We start from the raw sequence: 19,600 nt of genomic DNA on the forward strand, positions 1-19,600 counted from the left end.
CGTCGTTTCCCGTTTTTTACCCAAAGCTATATATCCACGGTGGGTGAGGGTTGTTTTATGCGCCCACCGGCAGGAATGTGCGCTACCACACAGTAATGTTTAACATTAGCCATACGTCTTTTGGCTAATGGCGTGCGCCATACGGGCGCCAGTGACATTTAAAGGAGCGCAATGCAGACCTCCCTCGGGCTGACCCTGATGGGATTGGCCATCATCTTTGTAACGGTGGGCATCCTCATCCGCGGCCGCGTTAATCCCATCATTCCCATGACCTTGGTACCCGTCATCGGCGCTGTGATAGCCGGCTTCGGCATAGAAGATATCGCGGATTTCTTTGGCGAAGGCTTAAGCTCTGTCATCAACGTCGTGGTGATGTTCATTTTCGCCATCATTTTCTTTGGCATCCTGCAGGACGTGGGGCTTTTTACCCCGGTGATCCGCAGCCTCATCAAGGCGACCCGCGGCAATGTCATGGCCGTGACTATAGGCACGGCCGCCATCGGCATCGTGGCGCACCTCGATGGTTCCGGTTCCACGACCTTCCTTATTACGATTCCCGCATTGCTGCCGCTGTACCGGGCGCTGCACATGTCGCGCTATGTCCTCATTACCATCGTGGCCCTGGCCGCCTCGGTGATGAATATGGTCCCGTGGGGCGGGCCGCTGGGGCGCGCCGGTGCGGTGGTTGAGCAAGACCCCAACGATATCTGGCTGCACCTATTGCCCATCCAGGGTGTGGCGGTGGTCCTCATCTTCGCCATCGCAGCCCTATTGGGGTGGCGCGAAAAGCGCCGCTTGGCCAAGCTGCAGGAAAGCGGCGAAATCAAGGGCGCCATCTCCGTGGACGTGAATTCCTTGGCGGATGATTTTTCCGCCAAGCAGGCCGAAGAACAGCAGAAACTCGGGTTCAGGTACCGGAAATCACGGTGGGTTACTATCGCGAATGTCGTCGTCGCCTTGGCCGTGCTTGCCGCCCTGCTTTCGGGCTTGTTGCCACCGGCGCCCGCGTTCCTCATTGCCACCACCATTGCCTTGGTAGTGAACTTCGACGGTGCGATGGAGCAGGGCGATGCCTTGCGGCGCCACGCCCCCAACGCCTTGTCCATGGCCGGAGTGATCATCGCGGCCGCGATGTTCTTGGGCGTGCTCAATGAGACTAAGATGCTGGAAGAAATCGCGCTGAGCCTGGTGAATATCCTGCCGGAAAGTGTGGCGCCGTACCTGCACGTCATCGTGGGATTCTTTGGGGTTCCGCTGGATCTGTTGACCTCCACGGATGCGTATTACTTCTCGGTACTGCCCATTGTCCAGGGCACGGTGGAGTCCTTCGGCGTCAGCGGTATGGGCGCTGCGAGCGCACTTATCATCGGCAACGTGGTGGGAACCTTCGTCTCCCCATTTTCGCCAGCGCTGTGGTTGGCGTTGGGACTGGCGGACGGCCAGATGGGCAAGTACCTCAAGATAGCTTTCCCAATCGCATGGATATTTTCCATCTTTCTCGTTGCCATAGCATTCTTTACCGGAATGCTGACCTAAGAAGCGGTGGTCCTAGAATGCAAGGCGAAGGGTCTTTTGCGAAACCACCCGCCCACCTGCACCATCGGTTTCCGTAGTCGGTTCCGTTGGGAAACGCAGTTTGAAGTGTTCCAGATTTTGTCATCTACTCAAACGGAATAAAACCTAGGAGACTTCAGCCTGAAGAAGAAACCCGCCTTCACAGACGAAGGCGGGTTTGAAGATTTTGTCGGTGGTTATGCTTCATTCATGGGGGCCAACGTACAGAACTCTAATATTGTCAGGTCCCCAGTAGCACCAGTAAATCCTCCATGCTTGGGGAGTGTGATTCTCTACATAAGAGATATAGATGGTCTCACCATTATTGGCCGTCTTACCCTTCATGGTATGCGTGTTAAGGCTTGGGTATGAAGGGCCTGGGGCTTCCAAGAACCCAATTGCTTTCTTGACCTTTTTCCTCTTGTCGGGATACTTGGCTAGCGCTTTCTTAAGGTCTTCTGCGGCGGATAGGGCAAACTGGATCTTGAAGCGTGGCATTTCTTCTTGCTGGTCAGTTAGAGTTCAAAATCCACAAATCGGCCGTCTGCGTAATCTTCCAAGCTATCTCGGAATACGCGAAGGGCATCGGGGTTCGAGTAAAGAAGCTCGATATCTTGGTTCATGTCTTCTTTCGCAACGTGGGTTACGCGACCTGCAGAGTCCGAAAATGCCAGCATCTTCCCGCAATCAGCCGCGTTCTTGTGAAGCGTGTTGCTCATGCTGCGTCCTTTCTGTGTTCAACCCGTCCAGTTTAAATCCGGTTGGGTTTCCCGTTGGTTGTCTCCGTCGGGCTGCTGTCCATGTTCTCATAAAGTGTGACAGCGGTGCACTTGCTTGAGGCTGTGTGCGCTCTGAGCTTGTGGTTCTGGCTCGGGTGTCTAGAATATCGAAAGAAAGGAACCCCAAACAGGGGGTGATCTTATCCCGTCCCTACATTCATCAGGTCTGGGTATCAAGGTCGGTGAACGCAGAAGCCAATGTTATGTTCATCCCACCTTTGAGTATTGTGCCATTTTCTTCATTTGTCCTGTACAAATAGGGTATCGTGGTCGGTTAGTGGGCATCGGAAAATTCAACCAACGCACTGCATACCACATGCCGGTGCCATTCCGATGGATTGAACAAACAGCAGGACCGAATAAGCCACAACAGTTTATTCAGCTCCTATTTAGACAAGCTAACCAAGGCTTACGCTGAAACCCAGACACACTTTTTGCTATTTAACCCGAAAAAGCCCGCAGTTTCCTGCGGGCTGCTGTCGGGATAACAGGATTTGAACCTGCGACCTCTTCGTCCCGAACGAAGCGCGCTACCAACCTGCGCCATATCCCGGTCACTGCTTAAAAGCAGTACTGAGATACTTTAACGCACGGTGAATGAGATCGGCAAAACGGCAGGTCTAGTCCACCTCAGTGATCCGCAGCAGGGTGGCTGAGGGGCGGCAGAATAAACGCACCGGGGCGAATTTGGAGGTGCCCAGGCCATTGGAGACGTGCATCTTCATCGGGCCGAAATCATGCAGGCCTTGGGCGCGCGGGCGGTCGATGCCGCAGTTGGTCACGATGGCGCGCGACCCAGGCAGGCACACCTGCCCACCGTGGGTATGGCCGGAGAGGGAAAGCTGATAGCCATCGGCGGCGAATTTTTCGAGCACGCGCGGCTCGGGGGCGTGGAGGAGCGCGAGCGAGAGATCGGCATCCTCGTGGGGCGGCCCGGCGATTTCGGAATAATCGTCCAAGTCGTGGTGCGGATCGTCCACACCGGCCACGGCGAGGCGAACATTGCCCACCTTGAACTCGTGGCGGGCTTGGTTGCCGTCGTACCAGCCGTGCTCCACGAAGGCCGCGCGCATGCCGCGCCAGGGCAGCTCAACGTAGGAAGGCTCGCGCTTTTTGCCCAGCAGGTACTTGAAGGGGTTCACCGGGCGGGGTGCCCAATAATCATTGGTGCCGAATACGAAGACGCCGGGCCGGGCGAGCAGCGGGCCGAGCGCGCGCAGGGTATCGGGCACGGCCTGCTTATCGGAAAGGTTATCGCCGGTATTGACCACGAGGTCTGGATCCAGCGCATCGAGGGCAGAGACCCAATCGATCTTGGTCTGTTGCCCCGGGATCATGTGCAGGTCAGAAATATGCAGCAGGCGGAACTCTTCTTCGCCGCGCAGGGTGCCTTTGGGCAGGAGCGGAAGAGTATATTCCTTGAGCTCGAATTTGTTGAGCTCGCTAAAGCCCCAAGCAGCAACACCTAGGCCGGCGGCGACGCCGCCAAGAATCCGTTGAAGTTTCACAGCTTCTACACTACCTGCCTTAAATGGACGTATATTGAAAGGCATGAGCGAGCTAAAAGATACTATCCGAGCAGATCTGAAAACGTCGATGAAGGCCAAGGAAAAGCAGCGCACCAGCGCCATTCGCGCGCTGCTCGCGGCAATCCAGGCCGAGGAAACTACCGGCTCCCGCCACGAGCTGGAGGATGAAGACATCCTCAAGGTCATCGCGCGCGAGATTAAAAAGCGCCGCGAGTCCGCGGAGGTCTATGAAGAAAACGGCCGCCCGGAATTGGCAGAGGCTGAGCTTGTCGATGTCCCCTTTTTCGAGGCCTACCAGCCGCGCCAGCTCGATGACGCGGAGCTTAAGGCCTTGGTAGAAGAGGCAATTGCTGAGGTAGAAAAGGAAAACGGTGAAGCACCCACCATGAAGCAGATGGGTGCGGTTATGAAGGTGGCCAACGCAAAAGCCGCCGGCCAGGCCGACGGCAAGCGCCTTTCCGCAGAGGTAAAAGGCCAGCTGAATTAAGCTTTAGCGGCCGAGGAGGCTGCGGATATCGTTGCGGAAGTTATCGATATCTTCTTGGCGGATTCCAAAGTCCTCAGGACTGAGGTTGAAATCGCCGGCACCATGTCCTCCCTCGTTGCTCACACCGGTAGTGTTCGCGCTGCCGGTGTTATTTTGTGCGCCGGTGGCATTCGCACTGCCGACGCCGCTGGAGGGGGATTGGGTGGCAGGGGAGCCATCGGAAAGCTGCAGCGTAATCTCCGCACCTTCCTTCTTGCCGTCCTTGCCGGTAATCGCGCGCACCACGCGGCCGTAGGGGACGTCCCCGCCGACGACGCGGGAGGTCTTTACCACGTAGCCGCGGGCCTCAAGGGCGCTGCGGGCTTGGGACTCGCTTTGCCCGCGTACGCTGTCGAGCAGCTTATCCCCGGTGGTGCCGTCATCGTATTTCTTATTGTAATTGGGCAGCCCGCTCTGGGTAGCCCGCGGCAGCTGCGAAGCCATGGTGAAAAATGTCTGCGCGGGCTCCAAACCACCAAAGAGGTTGCCGGCGCCGGTGCACTGGCGCACGGGTGAGGTACACAGCGGCTGGGTATCGGTGCCGTCGTTATAAATATAAGGAGCGGCGGCGAGCCCGTCGTTGAATCCCAAAAAAGCCGAGGACTGGTTGGACTCGGTGGTGCCGGTCTTGGCGGCGATGGGGGAGCTAAAACCGGCGGCCTGGGCGGCGTCCTTGGCGGTGCCCTGCGTGGCATCTTCAGACAGCGCATTGGACAGGGCGTGGGCCACGTCTTGGTCTACTGCCTGCTCGCACGGGGTGTCCTTGAGGTAGACCTCGTTGCCGTTTTTATCCAGGACCTTGTCAATGGGGTTGGGCTCGCACCACCGGCCATTGGAGGCAATGGTGGCGCCCACATTGGATAGCTCCAGCGGATTGACCGGGGTGGGGCCCAGGGTAAAGGAACCGGAATTGGCGTCCTTCGTGCGCTGGGCAATGGAGGTGTCCTTATCAAAGGTGCCCTTGTCGCCGTAGGAGCGCAGGCCAAGGCGCACCGCCATATCCACGATGGGCGCCACGCCAACCTGCTCGGTGAGCTTGATAAACGGCGTATTGGGCGAGTGCGCCAGCGCCTCGTGCAGCGACATTGTGGCCTTATAATTGCCCGCGTTCTCCACGCAGTAGCGGTTGGCGGGGCAGTTATCGGCGCCGCCGTGGCCAAGGCCTTCGGCCTCGTAGCGGGTGGGCACATCAACCGTATTCTTAATGCCGTAGCCAGCCTCGATGGCAGCCGCGGCGGTAAAGGTCTTAAAGACAGAACCGGCACCATTGCCCACCAAGGAGTTGGGCTGGGGCAGGAGGGTCTCATTATTGTCCTGGTCCAGCCCGTACGCGCGGGAGGAGACCATGGCCAAGACCTTGCGGTCCGACGTGCCCGGCTCGATAACGTCCATGACCTCGGCTACGCCTTGGGCATCCGGGTTGGTATGCGATTGCACCGCGGATAGCGCTGTATCCTGCACCTGCGGATCCAGCGTGGTCTTTACGGTATATCCACCGTGGGCGAGCTGGTCTTGGTCAATGCCCTTTTCCTCGAGGTACTGCAGCACAAAGTCGCAGAAAAAGCCGCGATCACCTGCGCCGATGCAGCCATTGTCTAGGGTATTGGGCTGCTTGCCGACGCCCAATTCCTCCCCCTTATACTCATCCGCATCCGCCTGCTCCAGGTAGCCGTTATCCACCATGGATTGGAGCACGACGTTGCGGCGGTCAAGCACCTCTTCTTCATTGGTATAGGGGTTGAGGCGCTCCGAGGACTGCACCATGCCCGCGAGCATCGCCGCCTGCGGCACCGTGAGATCTGCGGCATGGCTATCAAAATAGGTCCGCGCGGCGGCCTCCACGCCGTAGGCATGGTTACCAAAGGAGACCAGGTTGAGGTAGTTGGTGAGGATTTCCTTCTTATCCAATTCCTCATTCATCTGGGTTGCCATGCGCATTTCGCGCAGCTTGCGGGTGGCGGACTGCTCGGTCGCCGCGGCCCGTTCTTCATCGGTCTGCGCGGAGACCAACAGGAGGTAGTTCTTGACGTACTGCTGGTCAATGGTGGACGCACCCTGGGAGACCCCGCCGGAGGTGAGGTTGGTCCACAGGGCGCGGAAATTGCCTTGGAGATCGACGCCGCCGTGTTCGTAGAAGCGCTCATCCTCAATGGAGACGATGGCGTTTTTCATCGCGTCCGAAATCTCATCGCCACTTACGGGGTGGCGGCGTTGGCTATAGACATAGGCCATATCTTTGCCCGAGGCGTCTTGCACCGTGGTGACGCCGGGGATATTGCCCGCTGTTAGATCTTGCAGGTCCGATTGCATGGTCTGGTTGGTGCGGGCGATCGCCACGCCGGAAATGCCCGCAAAGGGGGCGAGCGCGAGCGCGATGAGCGCGGCTACCAAGACCGTGGACAGGGCTATCTTGGACAAAGATTTGAAGACAGTCACCCCCAATACCCTACGTGGTCTGCCTAGCAATGGGGAAGGTGACCTGCACCCCCTAAAGTGTGACCTCGTAGACAATCTCGCGTTCTAGTGAATAGACTCAGGCCTCGGTACATAGTATTCCGTCTGGGAAGGAGAACACTCACCCATGACCGTTCGAGTGAAGACTGCGGGAATGTCCAATACAGCCCGAAATCCCGAGCGTGGTGAGTGGGTCACTCAAGCAAAGTGCCGCAATGAGGACCCAGACGCATTATTCGTGCGCGGCGCTGAACAGCGCAAAGCCGCCGTCATTTGCCGCCACTGCCCGGTATTAACGGAATGCCGGGCGGATGCCCTTGATAACCGTGTGGAATTTGGCGTGTGGGGCGGGTTGACCGAGCGCCAGCGCCGCGCGCTGCTGCGCAAGAACCCTCACATCACAGACTGGGCCAATTACCTGGCTAAGGGCGGCGAACTCGTCGGCATTTAAGGCGGTCAGAGGGGTAATTGCCCGCCCGCCAGCGGTGACGCTCCGGAATAGGGGCGGCATAAGTCGTATTAAATCGCTAGAATGAAACCCATGACTAAATGGGAATACGCAACCGCACCAGTACTGACCCACGCCACCAAGCAGATCCTTGACTCTTGGGGCGAAGATAGATGGGAATTGGTCTCCATCACCCCTGGCCCGAACCCGGAGAACGTGGTGGCCTACTTCAAGCGCGAGGTGGCAGAGTAAATGAGCTTTTCCGCTCGCTTGAAAGAGCTAGGGGTGGAACTGCCGGGCGTCGCTAAGCCGCTGGCTTCTTATGTGCCAGCGCTGCGCGTGGGCAATCAGGTATGGACTTCTGGCCAGCTTCCCCTGGTGGAAGGCTCCCTGCCGGTGACCGGCAAGGTGGGCGCTGAGGTCACCACGGAACAGGCCCAAGAACAGGCCCGCACCGCCGTGCTCAATGCCTTGGCCGCTGTCGATGCAGAGATCGGGCTGGACAATATCTCCCGCGTGATCAAGCTCGTTGGCTTCGTGGCGTCGGATCCCGGCTACGAGGATCAGCCAGCGGTGGTCAACGGGGCATCGGATTTCATTGGGGAGGTATTCGGCGAAGCTGGCACGCACGCTCGTTCTGCAGTCGGCGTTGCGGCCTTGCCAAAGAACGCCCCGGTGGAGATCGAATTGATCGTAGAGATCGCTGAGTGATCGGATAGGCTGGTAGGCATGGAGCACCCCGCATATAGTCAATTGCGTCCCGTAAGCCAATCCGTTGGCGTAGTTCTTTGTGATAATCCCAGCTATACCGCCCTCGAGGGCACGAATACCTGGATTATTAGTGCCGCTGAAGACTCCCGGTCGATCGTCGTGGACCCGGGGCCGGAGGATGAAGGCCACCTCAACGTTGTGCATCGTCATGCTGGTGAGGTGGCTTTAATTCTGCTTACCCACCGCCACGATGACCACGCCTCTGGCGCGCAGCGGCTCCGGCAGATGACTGGCGCGCCCATTCGCGCCTTCGATCCCAGCTATTGCAATGGCGCGGAGGCGTTACAGAAGGGTGAGATCCTGACTTTGGAGGGCATCACCCCGCAGCTGGAGGTCCTGCACACGCCGGGCCACACCGCGGACTCCACGTCCTTCTTCGTGTGGAGCGGGGAGGTGGAAAATTCCCGGCTAGAGGGCATTATCACCGGCGATACCATCGCGGGGCGCCATACCGTTTTGCTTTCTGAAACCGACGGCGATTTGGCCGATTACCTGCACGCCTTGGACGTGCTGGAATCTCGCGGCAAGGATGTTCCGCTCTTCCCGGGCCATGGGCCGGATTTGGAGGATACCTCGCAGGTGGCGCGCAAATACATTGACCGCCGTCACTACCGCCTGGATCAGATCCGGGAGATCCGCTCCCGGCTGGGCGATGACGTGGATCTGACCACCCTGGTCAATGAAATGTATGACGATGTGGATCCGGTGCTGCGCCATGCCGCAGAGCAGTCCACGCGCACCGCGTTGAAGTACCTCGACGGCACCGATAACTAAAGTGCTGCGCGCCAGGCCGCCTGCTTAAAACACTTATTCCCTCCACCTTCGGTGCTATGCACGGGAGGATGGAGGGAATTTTTTGGTTTAGCGCGCGCGGCGGGCGAGGTGCTCGGTATCGACGATGAGCACGGACTTGCCCTCGAGGCGAATCCAGCCGCGGTGGGCGAAGGTAGCCAGGGCCTTGTTGACGGTCTCGCGGGAAGCGCCGACCAGCTGGGCAATCTCTTCCTGGGTGAGATCGTGGTTGACGCGCAGCGCGCTGCCTTCCTGGACGCCGAAGCGGTTAGCCAGTTGCAGCAGGGTCTTGGCAACGCGGCCGGGCACATCGGTGAAGATGAGGTCCGCAAGGTTGGCGTTGGTGCGGCGCAGGCGGCGGGCCAGCACGCGCAGCAGCTGCTGGGCGATGGCGGGGTGATCGCTAACCCACTTATCCAGCAGCTCGGAGTTCATGGTGGCGGCCTGGACCTCAGTCACGCAGACGGCGGACGAGGTGCGTGGGCCCGGATCGAAGATGGAGAGCTCGCCGAACATATCGGAAGGACCCATCACGGTCAGGAGATTTTCGCGGCCATCCGGGGCGTGGCGGGCGAGCTTAATCTTGCCGGAGGTGATGATATACAAACGGTCTCCGGGCTCGCCTTCATCGAAGATGGTGGTACCGCGCGGGAAGCGCACTGTCTCCATCTGCTCGAGAAGATTCTGCACTGCTACGGGATCAACGCCTTGGAAGATTCCGGCGCGGGAGAGGGTGTCCTGTACGCCTTCCACGTTTTACTCCTTGGATGTCGACTGCGATAAGTCACTAAAGTGCTTGGGCCACATCCTTTTGCGGGCTCCAGGGAGGCACGCTAATGCGGAACAAGCGGGGTCAATTTTTTAGCGTACCCCATTTTACAGTGCAGTTCGTCACTTTTGGGTACTGCCCCTTGTTTCGTTCACATAACAGAAATGGGATCACTTACGCCCCTAGCGTTACAGCCTGCGCGTTTTCTGCTAATCCGCGAAGACAATCGCTTCCAGTTTTTCCATGAGGAGGGCAAAAAGGGCGATGCCAAGCGGAACGAAAATAACAAGTGAAATCATGTATTCCCATCCTACTAAGCTTGGCGGCATGAGTTCATCACTGCCGGCCACCGCGGCCCCGAGCAAGAGAGCGCCCGTCATTAATGAACGATTGGCGCATGAACACCCCGATGCGCGGTGCGAGCTCGATTTTGATTCGCCCCTCCAGCTTTTGGTGGCCACGGTGCTTTCCGCGCAGTGCACTGATGCGCGCGTGAATTCGGTGACCCCTGAGCTGTTTCGCACCTATCCCACCGCGGCCGATTATGCGGCGGCTAGGCGGGAAGATTTGGAGGCGATCCTGCGGCCGTTGGGGTTTCAGCGGGCGAAGGCGGGGCATCTTATGGGCATCGGCGAGCGCCTCGTTTCTGAATTCGACGGTGAGGTGCCACAGACCGTAAAGGAATTGACCTCCCTGCCTGGGGTGGGCCGCAAGACGGCGCTGGTGGTGCTGGGCGATGCCTTCGGGATTCCCGGCCTTACCGTGGATACGCACTTTAGTCGCCTGATGCAGCGCCTGGAGCTGACGGGGGAGAAGACGCCGGTGAAGATAGAAAGGGACATCGCCAAGCTCATTGCAGAGGCCGAGTGGACGATGTTTTCCCACCGCGTCATTTTTCACGGCCGGCGGGTCTGCCATGCCCGGAACCCGGAGTGTGGGAATTGCGTGGTGCGGGATCTGTGCCCGGCTGCATTAAGCTAGCGGTATGAAAAAATACGTCTTCGGCACCGTCATTGCGGCCATTGTCATCGCTGTCCTCGTGGTGGTGGGGGTCATGCAGCTGCGTGGGGATGACACCGGCGCGGGTGAATCGGCGCAGGCCCCTGGCATGGAATCGGGCACGGCGGGCGACCAGGACGTGGCCGAGCGCCCAGATTGCCCCGCGGGGCCCATCGCCGGGGTGGATCTGGAATGCCTGGGCGGCGATGATGCCGGTGAGGGGGACAAGGCGGATGAGGGAATTACCATTGCCAACGTGTGGGCGTGGTGGTGCGAGCCGTGCCGCGCGGAATTGCCCTACTTGGACGAGGTGGCAGAATCCCACCCGGACTGGAAGGTCATTGGGGTGCACGCGGATAAAAACGCCGCCAACGGGGCCGCGTTCCTCAATGACGTGGGGGTAGACCTGCCGAGCTTCCAGGATCCGGATAATAGCTTCGCGGGCACGCTGGGCCTGCCGGGCGTGGTTCCCGTGACCGTGATCCTCCGCGATGGCGAAGTGATCAAACAGGCGGCCCAGCCGTTTACCTCTGCGGACGAGATTGAAAAGACGGTCAAGGAGGCGCTTGCCGGATGAGTAAAGTGTGGCCCGAATACACGCCCGAGTGGATAAAACCCGCGCTGGGCGTCGATACGAGTCAGGTGCAAGAGCTCATTGGTAAGCGGCAGGCCTCGCAGCTCAATGGCTCGGAGGAAGAAGTGCCGATCAAGCGGGAAGCCGCCGTGCTGATGCTACTGAGCGGGAACAGCGTGGAGGATGGCGAAATTTTGCTCACGCACCGCTCGCCGTCCATGCGCTCGCACTCCGGCCAGATTGCCTTCCCGGGCGGCCGGCGGGATCCGGGCGATACGTCGCTGGTTGATACCGCGCTACGGGAGGCATGGGAGGAAACCGACCTGCAGCGCCATACGGTCATGCCCTTAGAGCAGTGGGAGCAGCTGCACATTCGCGCCACGGGCAATCCGGTCAGCCCGATTTTGGCCCATTGGAAGCAACCGGGCGAGGTCTATCCCGCAAGCCCGGCGGAGACCGATGATGTGTTTTTCGTCCCGATTAGGGAGCTCATTGACCCCCGCAACCGCCTGCTGGTGGGATTTAAGCAGTGGCAAGGCCCGGCGTTTTATGCCAATGACTACGTGATTTGGGGCTTTACTGCCGGGGTGCTGGCAGCATTATTGGATCATTCTGGGTGGAGCGTACCGTGGGATAACAATTCGGTCATAGACCTGCGTGACACTCTCAAAAAGTCCCGCAATAATGAGAAGATGTCCTAATTGCCCGCGCGCTTGAGGCGCCGGGAGACGCACGAGATTTCGATAGAGAAAGAACCAAAGCCATGACTGCTGCGCTCATTGTTGACGGCCTGATTGTGCTTGCCGTGTTAGCAGCATTGCTCAGTGGTTGGCGCAATGGTGCGCTCGCCGCGGTGCTCTCCGCCATCGGCGTGGGCGCGGGCCTCGTGGTGGGCATCGCCGTAGCCCCCAGCGTATTGCGCACAGTGGACGAGCCTTCGCTGCGCCTGCTCCTGCTCGTGGGCATCCTGGTTTTGCTGGTGGGTATCGGGCAAATCATCGGTTCCTCCTTGGGCACGAGCGTGCGCGATCGCATGAAGGCGCGCAGCACCCAACGGGTAGATTCGCTATTCGGCGCGGTCTTCCAGTCCTTCATCGCGCTTATCGTCATCTGGATGATTTCCATTCCCGTGGCCACCAATCTGGGCGGTTCTGCGGGGCAGGGTCTGCGCGATTCCCGCATCCTGAGCAACCTCAATGCGGCCGCCCCGCCGCGCCTGGCTTCCCTTCCCAATGGCGTGGCGGCGTTGCTCAATGAATCGGGCCTTCCGCCCCTGGTTTCGCCGTGGGAGAAGTCCATCAGCGGCGAGGACGTCGAGGACCCGGCCCCAGACGTGCAGGACCCGGAGCTGGTGCGCAGCATTCGCCCATCCATCATTCACGTGCTTGGCGATGCCGAAGAGTGCTCCCGCCGCCTCTTGGGTTCCGGTTTTGTGGTGGCCGATGACTATGTGGTGACCAATGCCCACGTGGTGGCCGGCACCCAAACGGTGAGGTTGGATACGAAGCTAGGCCTGAAGGACGCCACGGTGGTCTACTACAACCCAGAGGTCGATATCGCCGTCTTGCGGGCGCCGGACCTGGGCATCCAACCCCTGCCGTGGGCGCAGCAGCCGGCCCAGACCGGCGACGATGCCATCGTCATGGGCTTCCCGCACTCCGGCCCCTTTAATGCGGAAATGGCCCGCGTGCGCGATCGCATCACCATCGCCGGGCCAGATATCTACTCCCAAGGCAGGGTAGAGCGCGATTCTTATACGGTGCGCGGCAATATCCAACAGGGCAATTCCGGCGGCCCCCTGGTCAATACCGCGGGCGAGGTCTTGGGCGTTATCTTCGGCGCCTCAGTAGACGATTCTGAGACCGGATACGCGCTGACCGCAGACGAGGTCATCGGCCACATTGGGGATGTCACCCAATTGCAGCGCCCGGTAGAAACCGGCGAGTGCGTGGCGCACTAGCTTTCGTATTAGATCCGCGTAGGGCAATCCGCCCTACGCGCCCCACGCGCCCTACGCGTCGAGCCAGCGGCGCAGCTCGTCGACGAACTCCTCGGGGGCCTCGAGGAAGGGCAGATTCTTGGCCCCTGGGATCGAGGTGGCGCTAAACCCCGCGCGGGCGCGCAGGGCCGCCCGCTGGATGACGGGGTTCCACAAGCGCTGTTGGGCGTGGATGAAAAGGACGGGGCGCTTGACGGCTAATTCGGACCAGTTCAAGGGCACCACGGCGGTGCGCATCCGGTGATTCCACAGGATCCCGCGGCGCACCTTGCCAATCTGGGAGGCGCGCAGGCGCAGGGCAAGGATGGACTCTAGGGTGGCATCGGCAAGCGCGGGCCCCGTATCCAAACTGAGCTCCTTGCGGTAGGCCCGGGGGCTGAGCAGCAGGGTATTCGCGCGGGTGACCTTGGGCAGGTGGCAGAGGAGGGAACGCAGGATCATCCACCCAAAATCCCAGGGGCGGGCGGCGATGGCGCGGCGGATATCAACCGGGTGCGCGGCCGAGACCGAAACCAAGCCGCGCACGCGATTGGGGCGCTCGGCGGCCAGGCACCACGCTACCGCGCCACCGGTATCGGCGCCGACGATATAGGCATCCTCGTGGCCCAAGGCCTGGATGAGGCCATCCAGATCCCCGACCAAGGTGCGGATATCCTGGCCGGGATCGATGGGCGGCTTATCGGACATGCCAAAGCCGCGCATATCCACCGCGGCGACGTGGTACCCGCACTGGGCGAGGGGCCCTATGACCTCCTGGAAATCGAACCAACCGCCAAAAGCGCCGTGAATAAAAACGACGAGGGGATCGGCGCTATCGCCCGCTATGGCCACGTGCAGGCGGATGCCCCGGGTGTGGACAAACTCGTGTGCAAAGGGTCCTTCCAGCTCAACCGTGGAGGGGGGAAGTGGTGCTAAGGCCATGGAGGGCAAGGCGCCTTTCTATGTGTACAGAAAATCCGCCCCAGGAAAGGCTGAGGCGGATCTAATGGTGCGTGCGGTTTAGGTATACAGGCCGTGAGTATCCTTCCGGTCCAGCGACTTCTGCGCCTTGCCCGGAATCAGGTTCTTGAGTTCCTTGGTGGAATCTATGGTCTTCTGCGGCGCCTTGACCTTCTTGACGTTCTTGACACCGAGCAGGGCGAGGGCGCCGGCAGCCACGATCATCACGAGGAAGACGATCAAGAAGGCAGCCCAGCGCTCTAGCCAGAGCGCGAGGAGCTCAGCGAGGAAGAAGAAAAAGAAGAAGGAGCTGTACAGCGCGATGGTGCCGGCTGCGCCGAAGAAGCCGGCACCGATGCCGCCCTTCTTGGCGGACTGCGCCAGCTCCGTCTTGGCCAGCTCTACCTCAGAGCGCACGAGCTGGGACATCTGCTCGGTGGCATTGGAGACCAACTTGCCGATGGAGGTTTCGGAGGACGATGCATCAACATCGCTCAAAGGAATCGAATTAACCTTTGGTGCGAATTGATCGGTGCCGTCAGTAAATAATCCATCGTTGCTCACGATTAATTCTCCTCGTTTTCATCTAAACCTTGTAACGGCCCCAATGATAATAGATACAGCGCGGTTTTACGGTGCCACGCCAAAAGGTAGGGGCCTTCGGGGCTCGGGGCGTCTAGGGCTATCCTAATGTATATGCCAGAAAATGACCCGTTATCCCCGCTATTTCGCATCTCGGGGGTGAAAGAAGGTGCGGAAAAGGCTGCAGCGGCCATCGCGCGCGCCCACCGCAGGCCGGCCGGGCTGCGCAGGTATGAGGTCATCTCCGCGGAGTCCTTGATGCGCGGGGCGCGCGCCAGCGTGGCCTTGGATGGGCACGCCATCCCCCCGCATCCTGGCCCGGGCGATGTGGAAAGCGGGCCGCTCGCCGGCGCGGTCAGCGCGTATTCCGTGGTAGCCCCTGAGGTGGTAGATTCCACCGTCCGCTCCTTTGCCCGCGCGCCGCTGCAAGTGCTTGCACGCATCGACGTCGCTGCCGGCGGCAACGGGATTCCCAGCGGCGATAGCGCGCGCTTGCAGGGCTTGGCGCGCCTGATTGCGCAGGGGAGCGGCCCGGCATTCCGCGATCTCTTGCCGAGCGTCGTGCACGCAGAAATCGCGGCAGGCGAATTCTTTGGCCCGCGCAGCGGCGTGGTGGCGCGGGTTGCGGCCCGCCTTGCCGCCATACATACCGGCTTCGATCCCCGCGGGTTTGCCGTGCCGGAGGTGTATTTCCATCGCCATTCCACGGCCTACCGCGAGTGTCGCGCAAACTACCGCGACAGCCCCGGTGAGGTGGTGCTTTTTCACCTCTCCGCCTGGGAGGTAGGCGGCAAGGAAGCTGACGCTATTGCCCGCGCGGCCTAACCGTACGCTCGTACCCGGTGGGTGGTGAACATCCATTCGGTGCAGGTCAGCGCCGTGCAGGTAGATAATTTTTCTTAGCTGTTGTGATCGGGTAATGAACGTGTCATAATAAGCGATGCAAGGCCCCGATATACAGTGTGGCCTGCCCCGGCTCGCCCCCCGAGGCCGGGTTACTGACGGCCCGCGCGCACCCCCCGATGCGCGGGCCGTCACCTATATCTACGGTTATCCACAAGACTTTGTTGAAAGTGCAACTAACCGAGCGCTAAGTGGTAGCTTTCTCGCTTTTATCCACAGGCGGGAAGTCACGTCTCTAGTGCTGGTGGCACGGGTGCTTCAGGCTAGGGGCATGAATACAGCACAGTCTCGCTCCACCATCGTCGTTGCCATAGGCGAAGAAGCCTTGCGCGCCGAGGCGGTCCACGCTGCCGCCGCAACCAGCCACGAGGTCATTACGGTGACCGATCCCCGCGATATCCCGCGCAGCCTTCCCGGGGCCTATACGGTCTTGGTTGATGCGCTCATGGCGCGCGTTATCGCCTCTGCCCAAGCCGCACAGGCCACGCCCGCCCCGGTGCTTTTCCTCGCCGCGGACCCAGGGCCCATCGATTATGAGGCAGCGCTTGCCTGCCATGCGGATCGCGCCTTTATTATCCCCGCGGAGATTAAGGACTTGCTGGCGGCAATCGCCCAGGCCGCGCACCCGCCAGAAGATCGCCCCGGTAGCGCCACCATCGCGGTGGTGGGCGCCAGCGGCGGGGTAGGAACCTCCACCTTTGCCGCGGCGCTGGCACGCTCCCACTGCACGGCGGAAGAACAGGCGCGGGCGCTGCTTATCGATGCCACTGCGCACTCCGGCGGCCTCGATCTCCTCCTCGGCGTGGAAGCTTTGCCAGGCGCTCGCTGGCCAGAGCTCAATATTGGCGATGGCAGCATCGATGCCGCCGATCTCTACCGCGCCTTGCCTTCTACCGCCGATGGCATAGCGGTGTTATCCGCAGCGCGCAGTACGGTCAAAGACACCTTCATGCTAGATGCCACGCTCTTGGCGGCGGCGACGTCCGCGGCGCACGCGGGCGAGGGCCTATGCGTTGTGGATTGCACGGCGGACGATATCCCGGCTGCCTGCACGCACGTGGTTTTGGTGGTGGCCGCGGAGGTGCGCTCGGCAGCGGCGGCCGCACAACTCATCCTGCGCCTGGATGAGGCGCGGCGCGACATCGTGGTGGTCCTGCGCCAACGGCAGTGGGCGGCTCTCAGCGCTCCAGAGGTAGAAGACATCATCCACCACCGGGTCAGCGCCCAATTGCCCACCGTGCGCGGGCTCACCCGCAGCATCGAGATCGGTGGGCTACCGGCTCGGCTTCCCGTAGCGCTTGCTAAGACCGCCCGTGCGGTGCGCGAGGAGGTAGGGGCATGAGCGCGGCGATGGATAGTTCGGCCGAAACCATGGAAAAGACCATGGAGAAGATGCAGCGCGTCATTGCCGCCGAGCCGGATCTGGTGCACGACGCCCCTAGCTTGGCCCGGCGAATCCGCGAGGAAGCAGGGGTTATCAGTGACGTCGCCGTGGTGGATCTGCTCCGGCGCCTGCGCCAGGACGCCACCGGCATGGGGCCACTGGATGCCTTATTGTCCCGGCAGGGCGTCACCGATGTCGTGGTCAACGGACCCGAAGACGTCTTTATGGACCGCGGTGAGGGATTAGAGCGCAGCGATATCACCTTTCGCAACGATGGGGAGGTGCGCCAGCTCGCCTCCCGCCTGGCCGGGGCCTCGGGCACGCGGCTTGATGATGCCCAGCCTTTTGCCGATGGCCGCGTCACGCGCCCCGATGGCGTGGTGCTCCGCGTGCATGCACTTTTAAGCCCACCCGCAGTGGGCGGGACGTGCATTAGCCTGCGCGTATTGCGGCAGGCGCAGACCACCTTGCCGCAGTTGGTGGCCAATGGCACCGTGCCGGAAGACATCGGCCAACTGCTTGCCGCGATGGTGGACAAGCGGGTGTCCTTCCTCGTTATTGGCGGAACCGGTTCCGGCAAGACGACGCTGCTCTCGGCGCTTTTAGGGACCGTATCCGAGCGCGAGCGCATCGTGGTCATCGAAGATACGGCGGAGCTATCACCCCACCACCCGCATTGCGTGAGCATCGTCTCGCGCCGGGCAAACGCTGAAGGTAGCGGGGAAATCACCATGGCGCAATTGCTGCGGCAGGCGCTGCGCATGCGCCCGGACCGCATCGTCGTCGGTGAAATTCGCGGCCCAGAGGTAGTCGATCTGCTCGCTGCACTGAATACGGGCCACGATGGCGGAGCGGGTACCTTGCACGCCAATTCCCTCTTTGAGGTACCCGCCCGCATGGAGGCCCTCGGCGCGCTCGGCGGCCTGGACCGCAGCGCCCTGCACTCGCAATTGGCGGCCGCCGTCAGCGTGGTTCTCACCATGGAGCGCACGCCACACGGACGGCGCCTGGCCCATATCGGCGTCTTAGAAGGCAATCCGGTCACCCCGCGCATCATCTGGAGCGCAACCGAGGGGCCCGCGCCCGGCTTTGCGGAATTCTCCGCTTCCCTGTTGGAGGAACAGCGCGAAGAAGAAGGGGGTCAGGCGGATGCTTAGCTTCTTATTGCTCGCCGCAGCCCTCTTGCTGTCTGCGCCCTCGAGCGCGGCCCGCATCGCCGGAAAGGGAAGGCGGATAAAGGCCAGCTCCCTGGTCATATTGGGCGCCGTATTCTGCGGCAGCTTGGTCTTCTTCTCGGTCGGGCGGATAAGCATTGCGGTCGCGGCAGCGATCATCGCTTGGTGCGTGTCGTGGTATATCAAGGACATCATGGCTGCCCGTACGCGTCGGCGCGGCCGCGAGGCCCTGGCCGGATACTTCGGGGTCGTCACCGCTGACCTGCGCGCCGGGGCGACCCTCGCAAGCGCGCTATCGCGCGGGGCGGAGTCCCTGCCCTCGACGACGTCGCGGGATATGAGCGCGGCCTTAGAATCCACCGCTACCGCGGCGGCGCGCGGTGCGCCCCCACACGTGGCGCTCTCAGGAGCCCATGCGGATGCGGAACTTACCCGGTTGGGCCACCTGCTCGAATTATCCACCCAGCACGGCATCGCGGTGGCCAGCCTCTTTGAGCAGGCCCAAAGCCGGATGGATGCGCTGCGCCGCCATCACCAATCCACAGCGGCCGGGCTGCAGGGACCCCAAGCTACGGCCACGGTCTTGGCGTGTCTTCCCATTGCGGGCATCGCCATGGGCGGGGCGATGGGGGCCAATTCGCTGGGCTTCTTGCTCGGCGGGGGATTAGGGGGAATCCTACTGGTCATCGGGGTGGGGCTTGCCTGCGGCGGCTTTGCTTGGTCCCGCGTCATTATCAGGAAGGCGGCACCATGATGGCCTTTATCTGCTTAGCGCTGGCCGTACTCGTTGGGCTGCCGGCCACCAAGGGGCGGCTGGGACCTGCTACGGCACAGAACGCAGCGCAACACACGGCGAAGACCCCGCGCGCCGGCCCAAGAAAGCGCGATGGCGCAACAGTGCGCGGGGGATTGATGAGCAAACTCCAGCCCTCTACCACCGTGGATCCACTCCTCGTGGCCGGGGATATCGAGCTTTTCGCAGCTTGCCTGAGTGCGGGCCTGACGGTGCATGCGGCTGCTACGGCAGTTGCGCGCACGGCAGAGGCCGATACCCAGCACCTGTGGGAGACGGTATCCGCGCTCCTAGGAGTTGGCGTGCCCACGGAATCTGCATGGGACCACATGAAGGGCCATGCGGGATTAGAGGACGTGGCGGGGCTTGTCATCTTATCGGGCCAGTCCGGCGCCACCATAGCCGCCGGATGCACGCGAATCTGTACTTCTTTGCGCGCCGAAGCATCTGCTCACGCTACGGCTAAAGCAGAGCGCGCAGGAGTATTCATTGCCCTCCCGCTGGCGGTGTGCTTCCTGCCAGCATTCATCGTTCTAGGCCTCGCGCCCGTAGTGATCAGCTTGGGCGCACAGCTTTTCTAGATGCACCATTTTTCACTTCTACTCAACCACCACACCTTTTAAGAAAGGA

At 61.1% G+C, this 19,600-nt stretch carries 21 protein-coding genes and 1 tRNA gene; 15 read left to right on the top strand and 7 right to left on the bottom strand.

Translation table 11 applies throughout. The features are described 5' to 3' along the window. The first annotated feature begins 171 nt into the window (after positions 1–171). Positions 172–1,536 (top strand): CitMHS family transporter, encoded by a 1,365-nt coding sequence (locus HMPREF1267_RS01555; protein WP_023028166.1) that lies wholly within the window; start codon positions 172–174, stop codon positions 1,534–1,536. A gap of 533 nt (positions 1,537–2,069) precedes the next feature. Here HMPREF1267_RS01555 and HMPREF1267_RS01565 read toward each other — a convergent pair. The 3 genes from HMPREF1267_RS01565 to HMPREF1267_RS01575 form a co-directional block, all read right to left on the bottom strand. Beyond that, entirely contained in the window at positions 2,070–2,273 is a 204-nt protein-coding gene (locus tag HMPREF1267_RS01565) for a hypothetical protein (protein ID WP_023028168.1), read from the bottom strand. 539 nt (positions 2,274–2,812) lie between these two features. Beyond that, positions 2,813–2,886, bottom strand: a tRNA-Pro gene (locus HMPREF1267_RS01570). Between the two features lie 67 nt (positions 2,887–2,953). Beyond that, positions 2,954–3,841 carry a metallophosphoesterase gene (locus HMPREF1267_RS01575; RefSeq protein ID WP_023028169.1) on the bottom strand — a complete coding sequence of 296 codons (888 nt, stop codon included), beginning with the start codon at positions 3,839–3,841 and terminating at the stop codon, positions 2,954–2,956. Between the two features lie 43 nt (positions 3,842–3,884). Here HMPREF1267_RS01575 and HMPREF1267_RS01580 point away from each other — a divergent pair, with 43 nt between their 5' ends. Further along, complete coding sequence (locus HMPREF1267_RS01580) at positions 3,885–4,349, top strand: GatB/YqeY domain-containing protein (RefSeq protein WP_005276488.1); 465 nt, start codon at positions 3,885–3,887, stop codon at positions 4,347–4,349. Positions 4,350–4,352: 3 nt separating this feature from the next. Here the strand turns inward: HMPREF1267_RS01580 and HMPREF1267_RS01585 are convergent, their stop codons facing one another. Continuing rightward, a complete protein-coding gene (locus tag HMPREF1267_RS01585; RefSeq protein WP_023028170.1) occupies positions 4,353–6,824 on the bottom strand; it encodes a transglycosylase domain-containing protein in 2,472 nt (823 codons plus the stop codon). 145 nt (positions 6,825–6,969) lie between these two features. Between HMPREF1267_RS01585 and HMPREF1267_RS01590 the strand changes: the two genes are divergently transcribed. The 4 genes from HMPREF1267_RS01590 (at position 6,970) to HMPREF1267_RS01600 (ending at position 8,835) form a co-directional block, all read left to right on the top strand. After that, positions 6,970–7,293 (top strand): WhiB family transcriptional regulator, encoded by a 324-nt coding sequence (locus HMPREF1267_RS01590; RefSeq protein WP_005276491.1) that lies wholly within the window; start codon positions 6,970–6,972, stop codon positions 7,291–7,293. A 90-nt stretch (positions 7,294–7,383) separates the two neighbouring features. Next, complete coding sequence (locus HMPREF1267_RS13110; protein WP_198011986.1) at positions 7,384–7,542, top strand: hypothetical protein; 159 nt, start codon at positions 7,384–7,386, stop codon at positions 7,540–7,542. Further along, the gene (locus HMPREF1267_RS01595; RefSeq protein ID WP_005276493.1) at positions 7,543–8,001 is read left to right on the top strand and encodes a RidA family protein; all 459 of its coding nucleotides are present in this window, start codon (positions 7,543–7,545) and stop codon (positions 7,999–8,001) included. Between the two features lie 18 nt (positions 8,002–8,019). Further along, the gene (locus tag HMPREF1267_RS01600) at positions 8,020–8,835 is read left to right on the top strand and encodes an MBL fold metallo-hydrolase (RefSeq protein WP_023028172.1); all 816 of its coding nucleotides are present in this window, start codon (positions 8,020–8,022) and stop codon (positions 8,833–8,835) included. Between the two features lie 87 nt (positions 8,836–8,922). On the opposite strand, the gene glxR is transcribed toward HMPREF1267_RS01600, so the two are convergent. Then, positions 8,923–9,606 (bottom strand): CRP-like cAMP-activated global transcriptional regulator GlxR, encoded by a 684-nt coding sequence (glxR, locus tag HMPREF1267_RS01605; RefSeq protein WP_005276495.1) that lies wholly within the window; start codon positions 9,604–9,606, stop codon positions 8,923–8,925. Positions 9,607–9,949: 343 nt separating this feature from the next. Between glxR and nth the strand changes: the two genes are divergently transcribed. The 4 genes from nth to HMPREF1267_RS01625 all read left to right on the top strand — a co-directional run bounded on the left by nth (position 9,950) and on the right by HMPREF1267_RS01625 (position 13,155). Continuing rightward, positions 9,950–10,603, top strand: a complete 654-nt coding sequence (gene nth, locus HMPREF1267_RS01610; RefSeq protein ID WP_034653352.1) for an endonuclease III — start codon at positions 9,950–9,952, stop codon at positions 10,601–10,603. Between the two features lie 4 nt (positions 10,604–10,607). Then, complete coding sequence (locus HMPREF1267_RS01615; protein WP_005276498.1) at positions 10,608–11,198, top strand: TlpA disulfide reductase family protein; 591 nt, start codon at positions 10,608–10,610, stop codon at positions 11,196–11,198. Continuing rightward, on the top strand, positions 11,195–11,896 hold the full coding sequence (locus HMPREF1267_RS01620; protein WP_023028173.1) for a CoA pyrophosphatase: 702 nt from the start codon (positions 11,195–11,197) through the stop codon (positions 11,894–11,896). Before HMPREF1267_RS01615 ends, HMPREF1267_RS01620 begins: the two co-directional genes overlap by 4 nt. A gap of 62 nt (positions 11,897–11,958) precedes the next feature. Then, the gene (locus tag HMPREF1267_RS01625; protein ID WP_023028174.1) at positions 11,959–13,155 is read left to right on the top strand and encodes a MarP family serine protease; all 1,197 of its coding nucleotides are present in this window, start codon (positions 11,959–11,961) and stop codon (positions 13,153–13,155) included. Between the two features lie 51 nt (positions 13,156–13,206). Here HMPREF1267_RS01625 and HMPREF1267_RS01630 read toward each other — a convergent pair whose 3' ends face one another. Then, positions 13,207–14,115, bottom strand: coding sequence for an alpha/beta fold hydrolase (locus HMPREF1267_RS01630; protein WP_005276501.1), 909 nt, complete (start codon positions 14,113–14,115; stop codon positions 13,207–13,209). 78 nt (positions 14,116–14,193) lie between these two features. Further along, positions 14,194–14,697 carry a phage holin family protein gene (locus HMPREF1267_RS01635; RefSeq protein WP_023028175.1) on the bottom strand — a complete coding sequence of 168 codons (504 nt, stop codon included), beginning with the start codon at positions 14,695–14,697 and terminating at the stop codon, positions 14,194–14,196. A 126-nt stretch (positions 14,698–14,823) separates the two neighbouring features. Here HMPREF1267_RS01635 and HMPREF1267_RS01640 point away from each other — a divergent pair, with 126 nt between their 5' ends. The 5 genes from HMPREF1267_RS01640 (at position 14,824) to HMPREF1267_RS01660 (ending at position 19,551) form a co-directional block, all read left to right on the top strand. After that, complete coding sequence (locus HMPREF1267_RS01640) at positions 14,824–15,540, top strand: hypothetical protein (protein WP_023028176.1); 717 nt, start codon at positions 14,824–14,826, stop codon at positions 15,538–15,540. A gap of 349 nt (positions 15,541–15,889) precedes the next feature. After that, on the top strand, positions 15,890–16,960 hold the full coding sequence (gene ssd / locus HMPREF1267_RS01645; protein WP_034666785.1) for a septum site-determining protein Ssd: 1,071 nt from the start codon (positions 15,890–15,892) through the stop codon (positions 16,958–16,960). Next, a complete protein-coding gene (locus HMPREF1267_RS01650; RefSeq protein ID WP_023028178.1) occupies positions 16,957–18,159 on the top strand; it encodes a TadA family conjugal transfer-associated ATPase in 1,203 nt (400 codons plus the stop codon). Before ssd ends, HMPREF1267_RS01650 begins: the two co-directional genes overlap by 4 nt. Further along, positions 18,152–18,931 carry a type II secretion system F family protein gene (locus HMPREF1267_RS01655; RefSeq protein WP_023028179.1) on the top strand — a complete coding sequence of 260 codons (780 nt, stop codon included), beginning with the start codon at positions 18,152–18,154 and terminating at the stop codon, positions 18,929–18,931. The genes HMPREF1267_RS01650 and HMPREF1267_RS01655 overlap by 8 nt, the downstream gene beginning before the upstream one ends. Beyond that, positions 18,928–19,551 (top strand): type II secretion system F family protein, encoded by a 624-nt coding sequence (locus tag HMPREF1267_RS01660; protein WP_005276512.1) that lies wholly within the window; start codon positions 18,928–18,930, stop codon positions 19,549–19,551. The genes HMPREF1267_RS01655 and HMPREF1267_RS01660 overlap by 4 nt, the downstream gene beginning before the upstream one ends. Positions 19,552–19,600 lie beyond the last annotated feature (49 nt).

This window comes from Corynebacterium sp. KPL1824 (assembly GCF_000478095.1).
GTDB classification, from domain to species: Bacteria; Actinomycetota; Actinomycetes; order Mycobacteriales; family Mycobacteriaceae; genus Corynebacterium; species Corynebacterium accolens.

What these genes read in the sequence shown, in the direction of transcription:
- HMPREF1267_RS01555 (WP_023028166.1), top strand. Translation starts at nt 172, where the DNA reads ATGCAGACCTCCCTCGGGCTGACCCTGATGGGATTGGCCATCATCTTT.
- HMPREF1267_RS01565 (WP_023028168.1), bottom strand. Translation starts at nt 2,273, where the DNA reads ATGAGCAACACGCTTCACAAGAACGCGGCTGATTGCGGGAAGATGCTG.
- HMPREF1267_RS01580 (WP_005276488.1), top strand. Translation starts at nt 3,885, where the DNA reads ATGAGCGAGCTAAAAGATACTATCCGAGCAGATCTGAAAACGTCGATG.
- HMPREF1267_RS01590 (WP_005276491.1), top strand. Translation starts at nt 6,970, where the DNA reads ATGACCGTTCGAGTGAAGACTGCGGGAATGTCCAATACAGCCCGAAAT.
- HMPREF1267_RS13110 (WP_198011986.1), top strand. Translation starts at nt 7,384, where the DNA reads ATGACTAAATGGGAATACGCAACCGCACCAGTACTGACCCACGCCACC.
- HMPREF1267_RS01595 (WP_005276493.1), top strand. Translation starts at nt 7,543, where the DNA reads ATGAGCTTTTCCGCTCGCTTGAAAGAGCTAGGGGTGGAACTGCCGGGC.
- HMPREF1267_RS01600 (WP_023028172.1), top strand. Translation starts at nt 8,020, where the DNA reads ATGGAGCACCCCGCATATAGTCAATTGCGTCCCGTAAGCCAATCCGTT.
- nth (WP_034653352.1), top strand. Translation starts at nt 9,950, where the DNA reads ATGAGTTCATCACTGCCGGCCACCGCGGCCCCGAGCAAGAGAGCGCCC.
- HMPREF1267_RS01615 (WP_005276498.1), top strand. Translation starts at nt 10,608, where the DNA reads ATGAAAAAATACGTCTTCGGCACCGTCATTGCGGCCATTGTCATCGCT.
- HMPREF1267_RS01620 (WP_023028173.1), top strand. Translation starts at nt 11,195, where the DNA reads ATGAGTAAAGTGTGGCCCGAATACACGCCCGAGTGGATAAAACCCGCG.
- HMPREF1267_RS01625 (WP_023028174.1), top strand. Translation starts at nt 11,959, where the DNA reads ATGACTGCTGCGCTCATTGTTGACGGCCTGATTGTGCTTGCCGTGTTA.
- HMPREF1267_RS01630 (WP_005276501.1), bottom strand. Translation starts at nt 14,115, where the DNA reads ATGGCCTTAGCACCACTTCCCCCCTCCACGGTTGAGCTGGAAGGACCC.
- HMPREF1267_RS01640 (WP_023028176.1), top strand. Translation starts at nt 14,824, where the DNA reads ATGTATATGCCAGAAAATGACCCGTTATCCCCGCTATTTCGCATCTCG.
- ssd (WP_034666785.1), top strand. Translation starts at nt 15,890, where the DNA reads ATGAATACAGCACAGTCTCGCTCCACCATCGTCGTTGCCATAGGCGAA.
- HMPREF1267_RS01650 (WP_023028178.1), top strand. Translation starts at nt 16,957, where the DNA reads ATGAGCGCGGCGATGGATAGTTCGGCCGAAACCATGGAAAAGACCATG.
- HMPREF1267_RS01655 (WP_023028179.1), top strand. Translation starts at nt 18,152, where the DNA reads ATGCTTAGCTTCTTATTGCTCGCCGCAGCCCTCTTGCTGTCTGCGCCC.
- HMPREF1267_RS01660 (WP_005276512.1), top strand. Translation starts at nt 18,928, where the DNA reads ATGATGGCCTTTATCTGCTTAGCGCTGGCCGTACTCGTTGGGCTGCCG.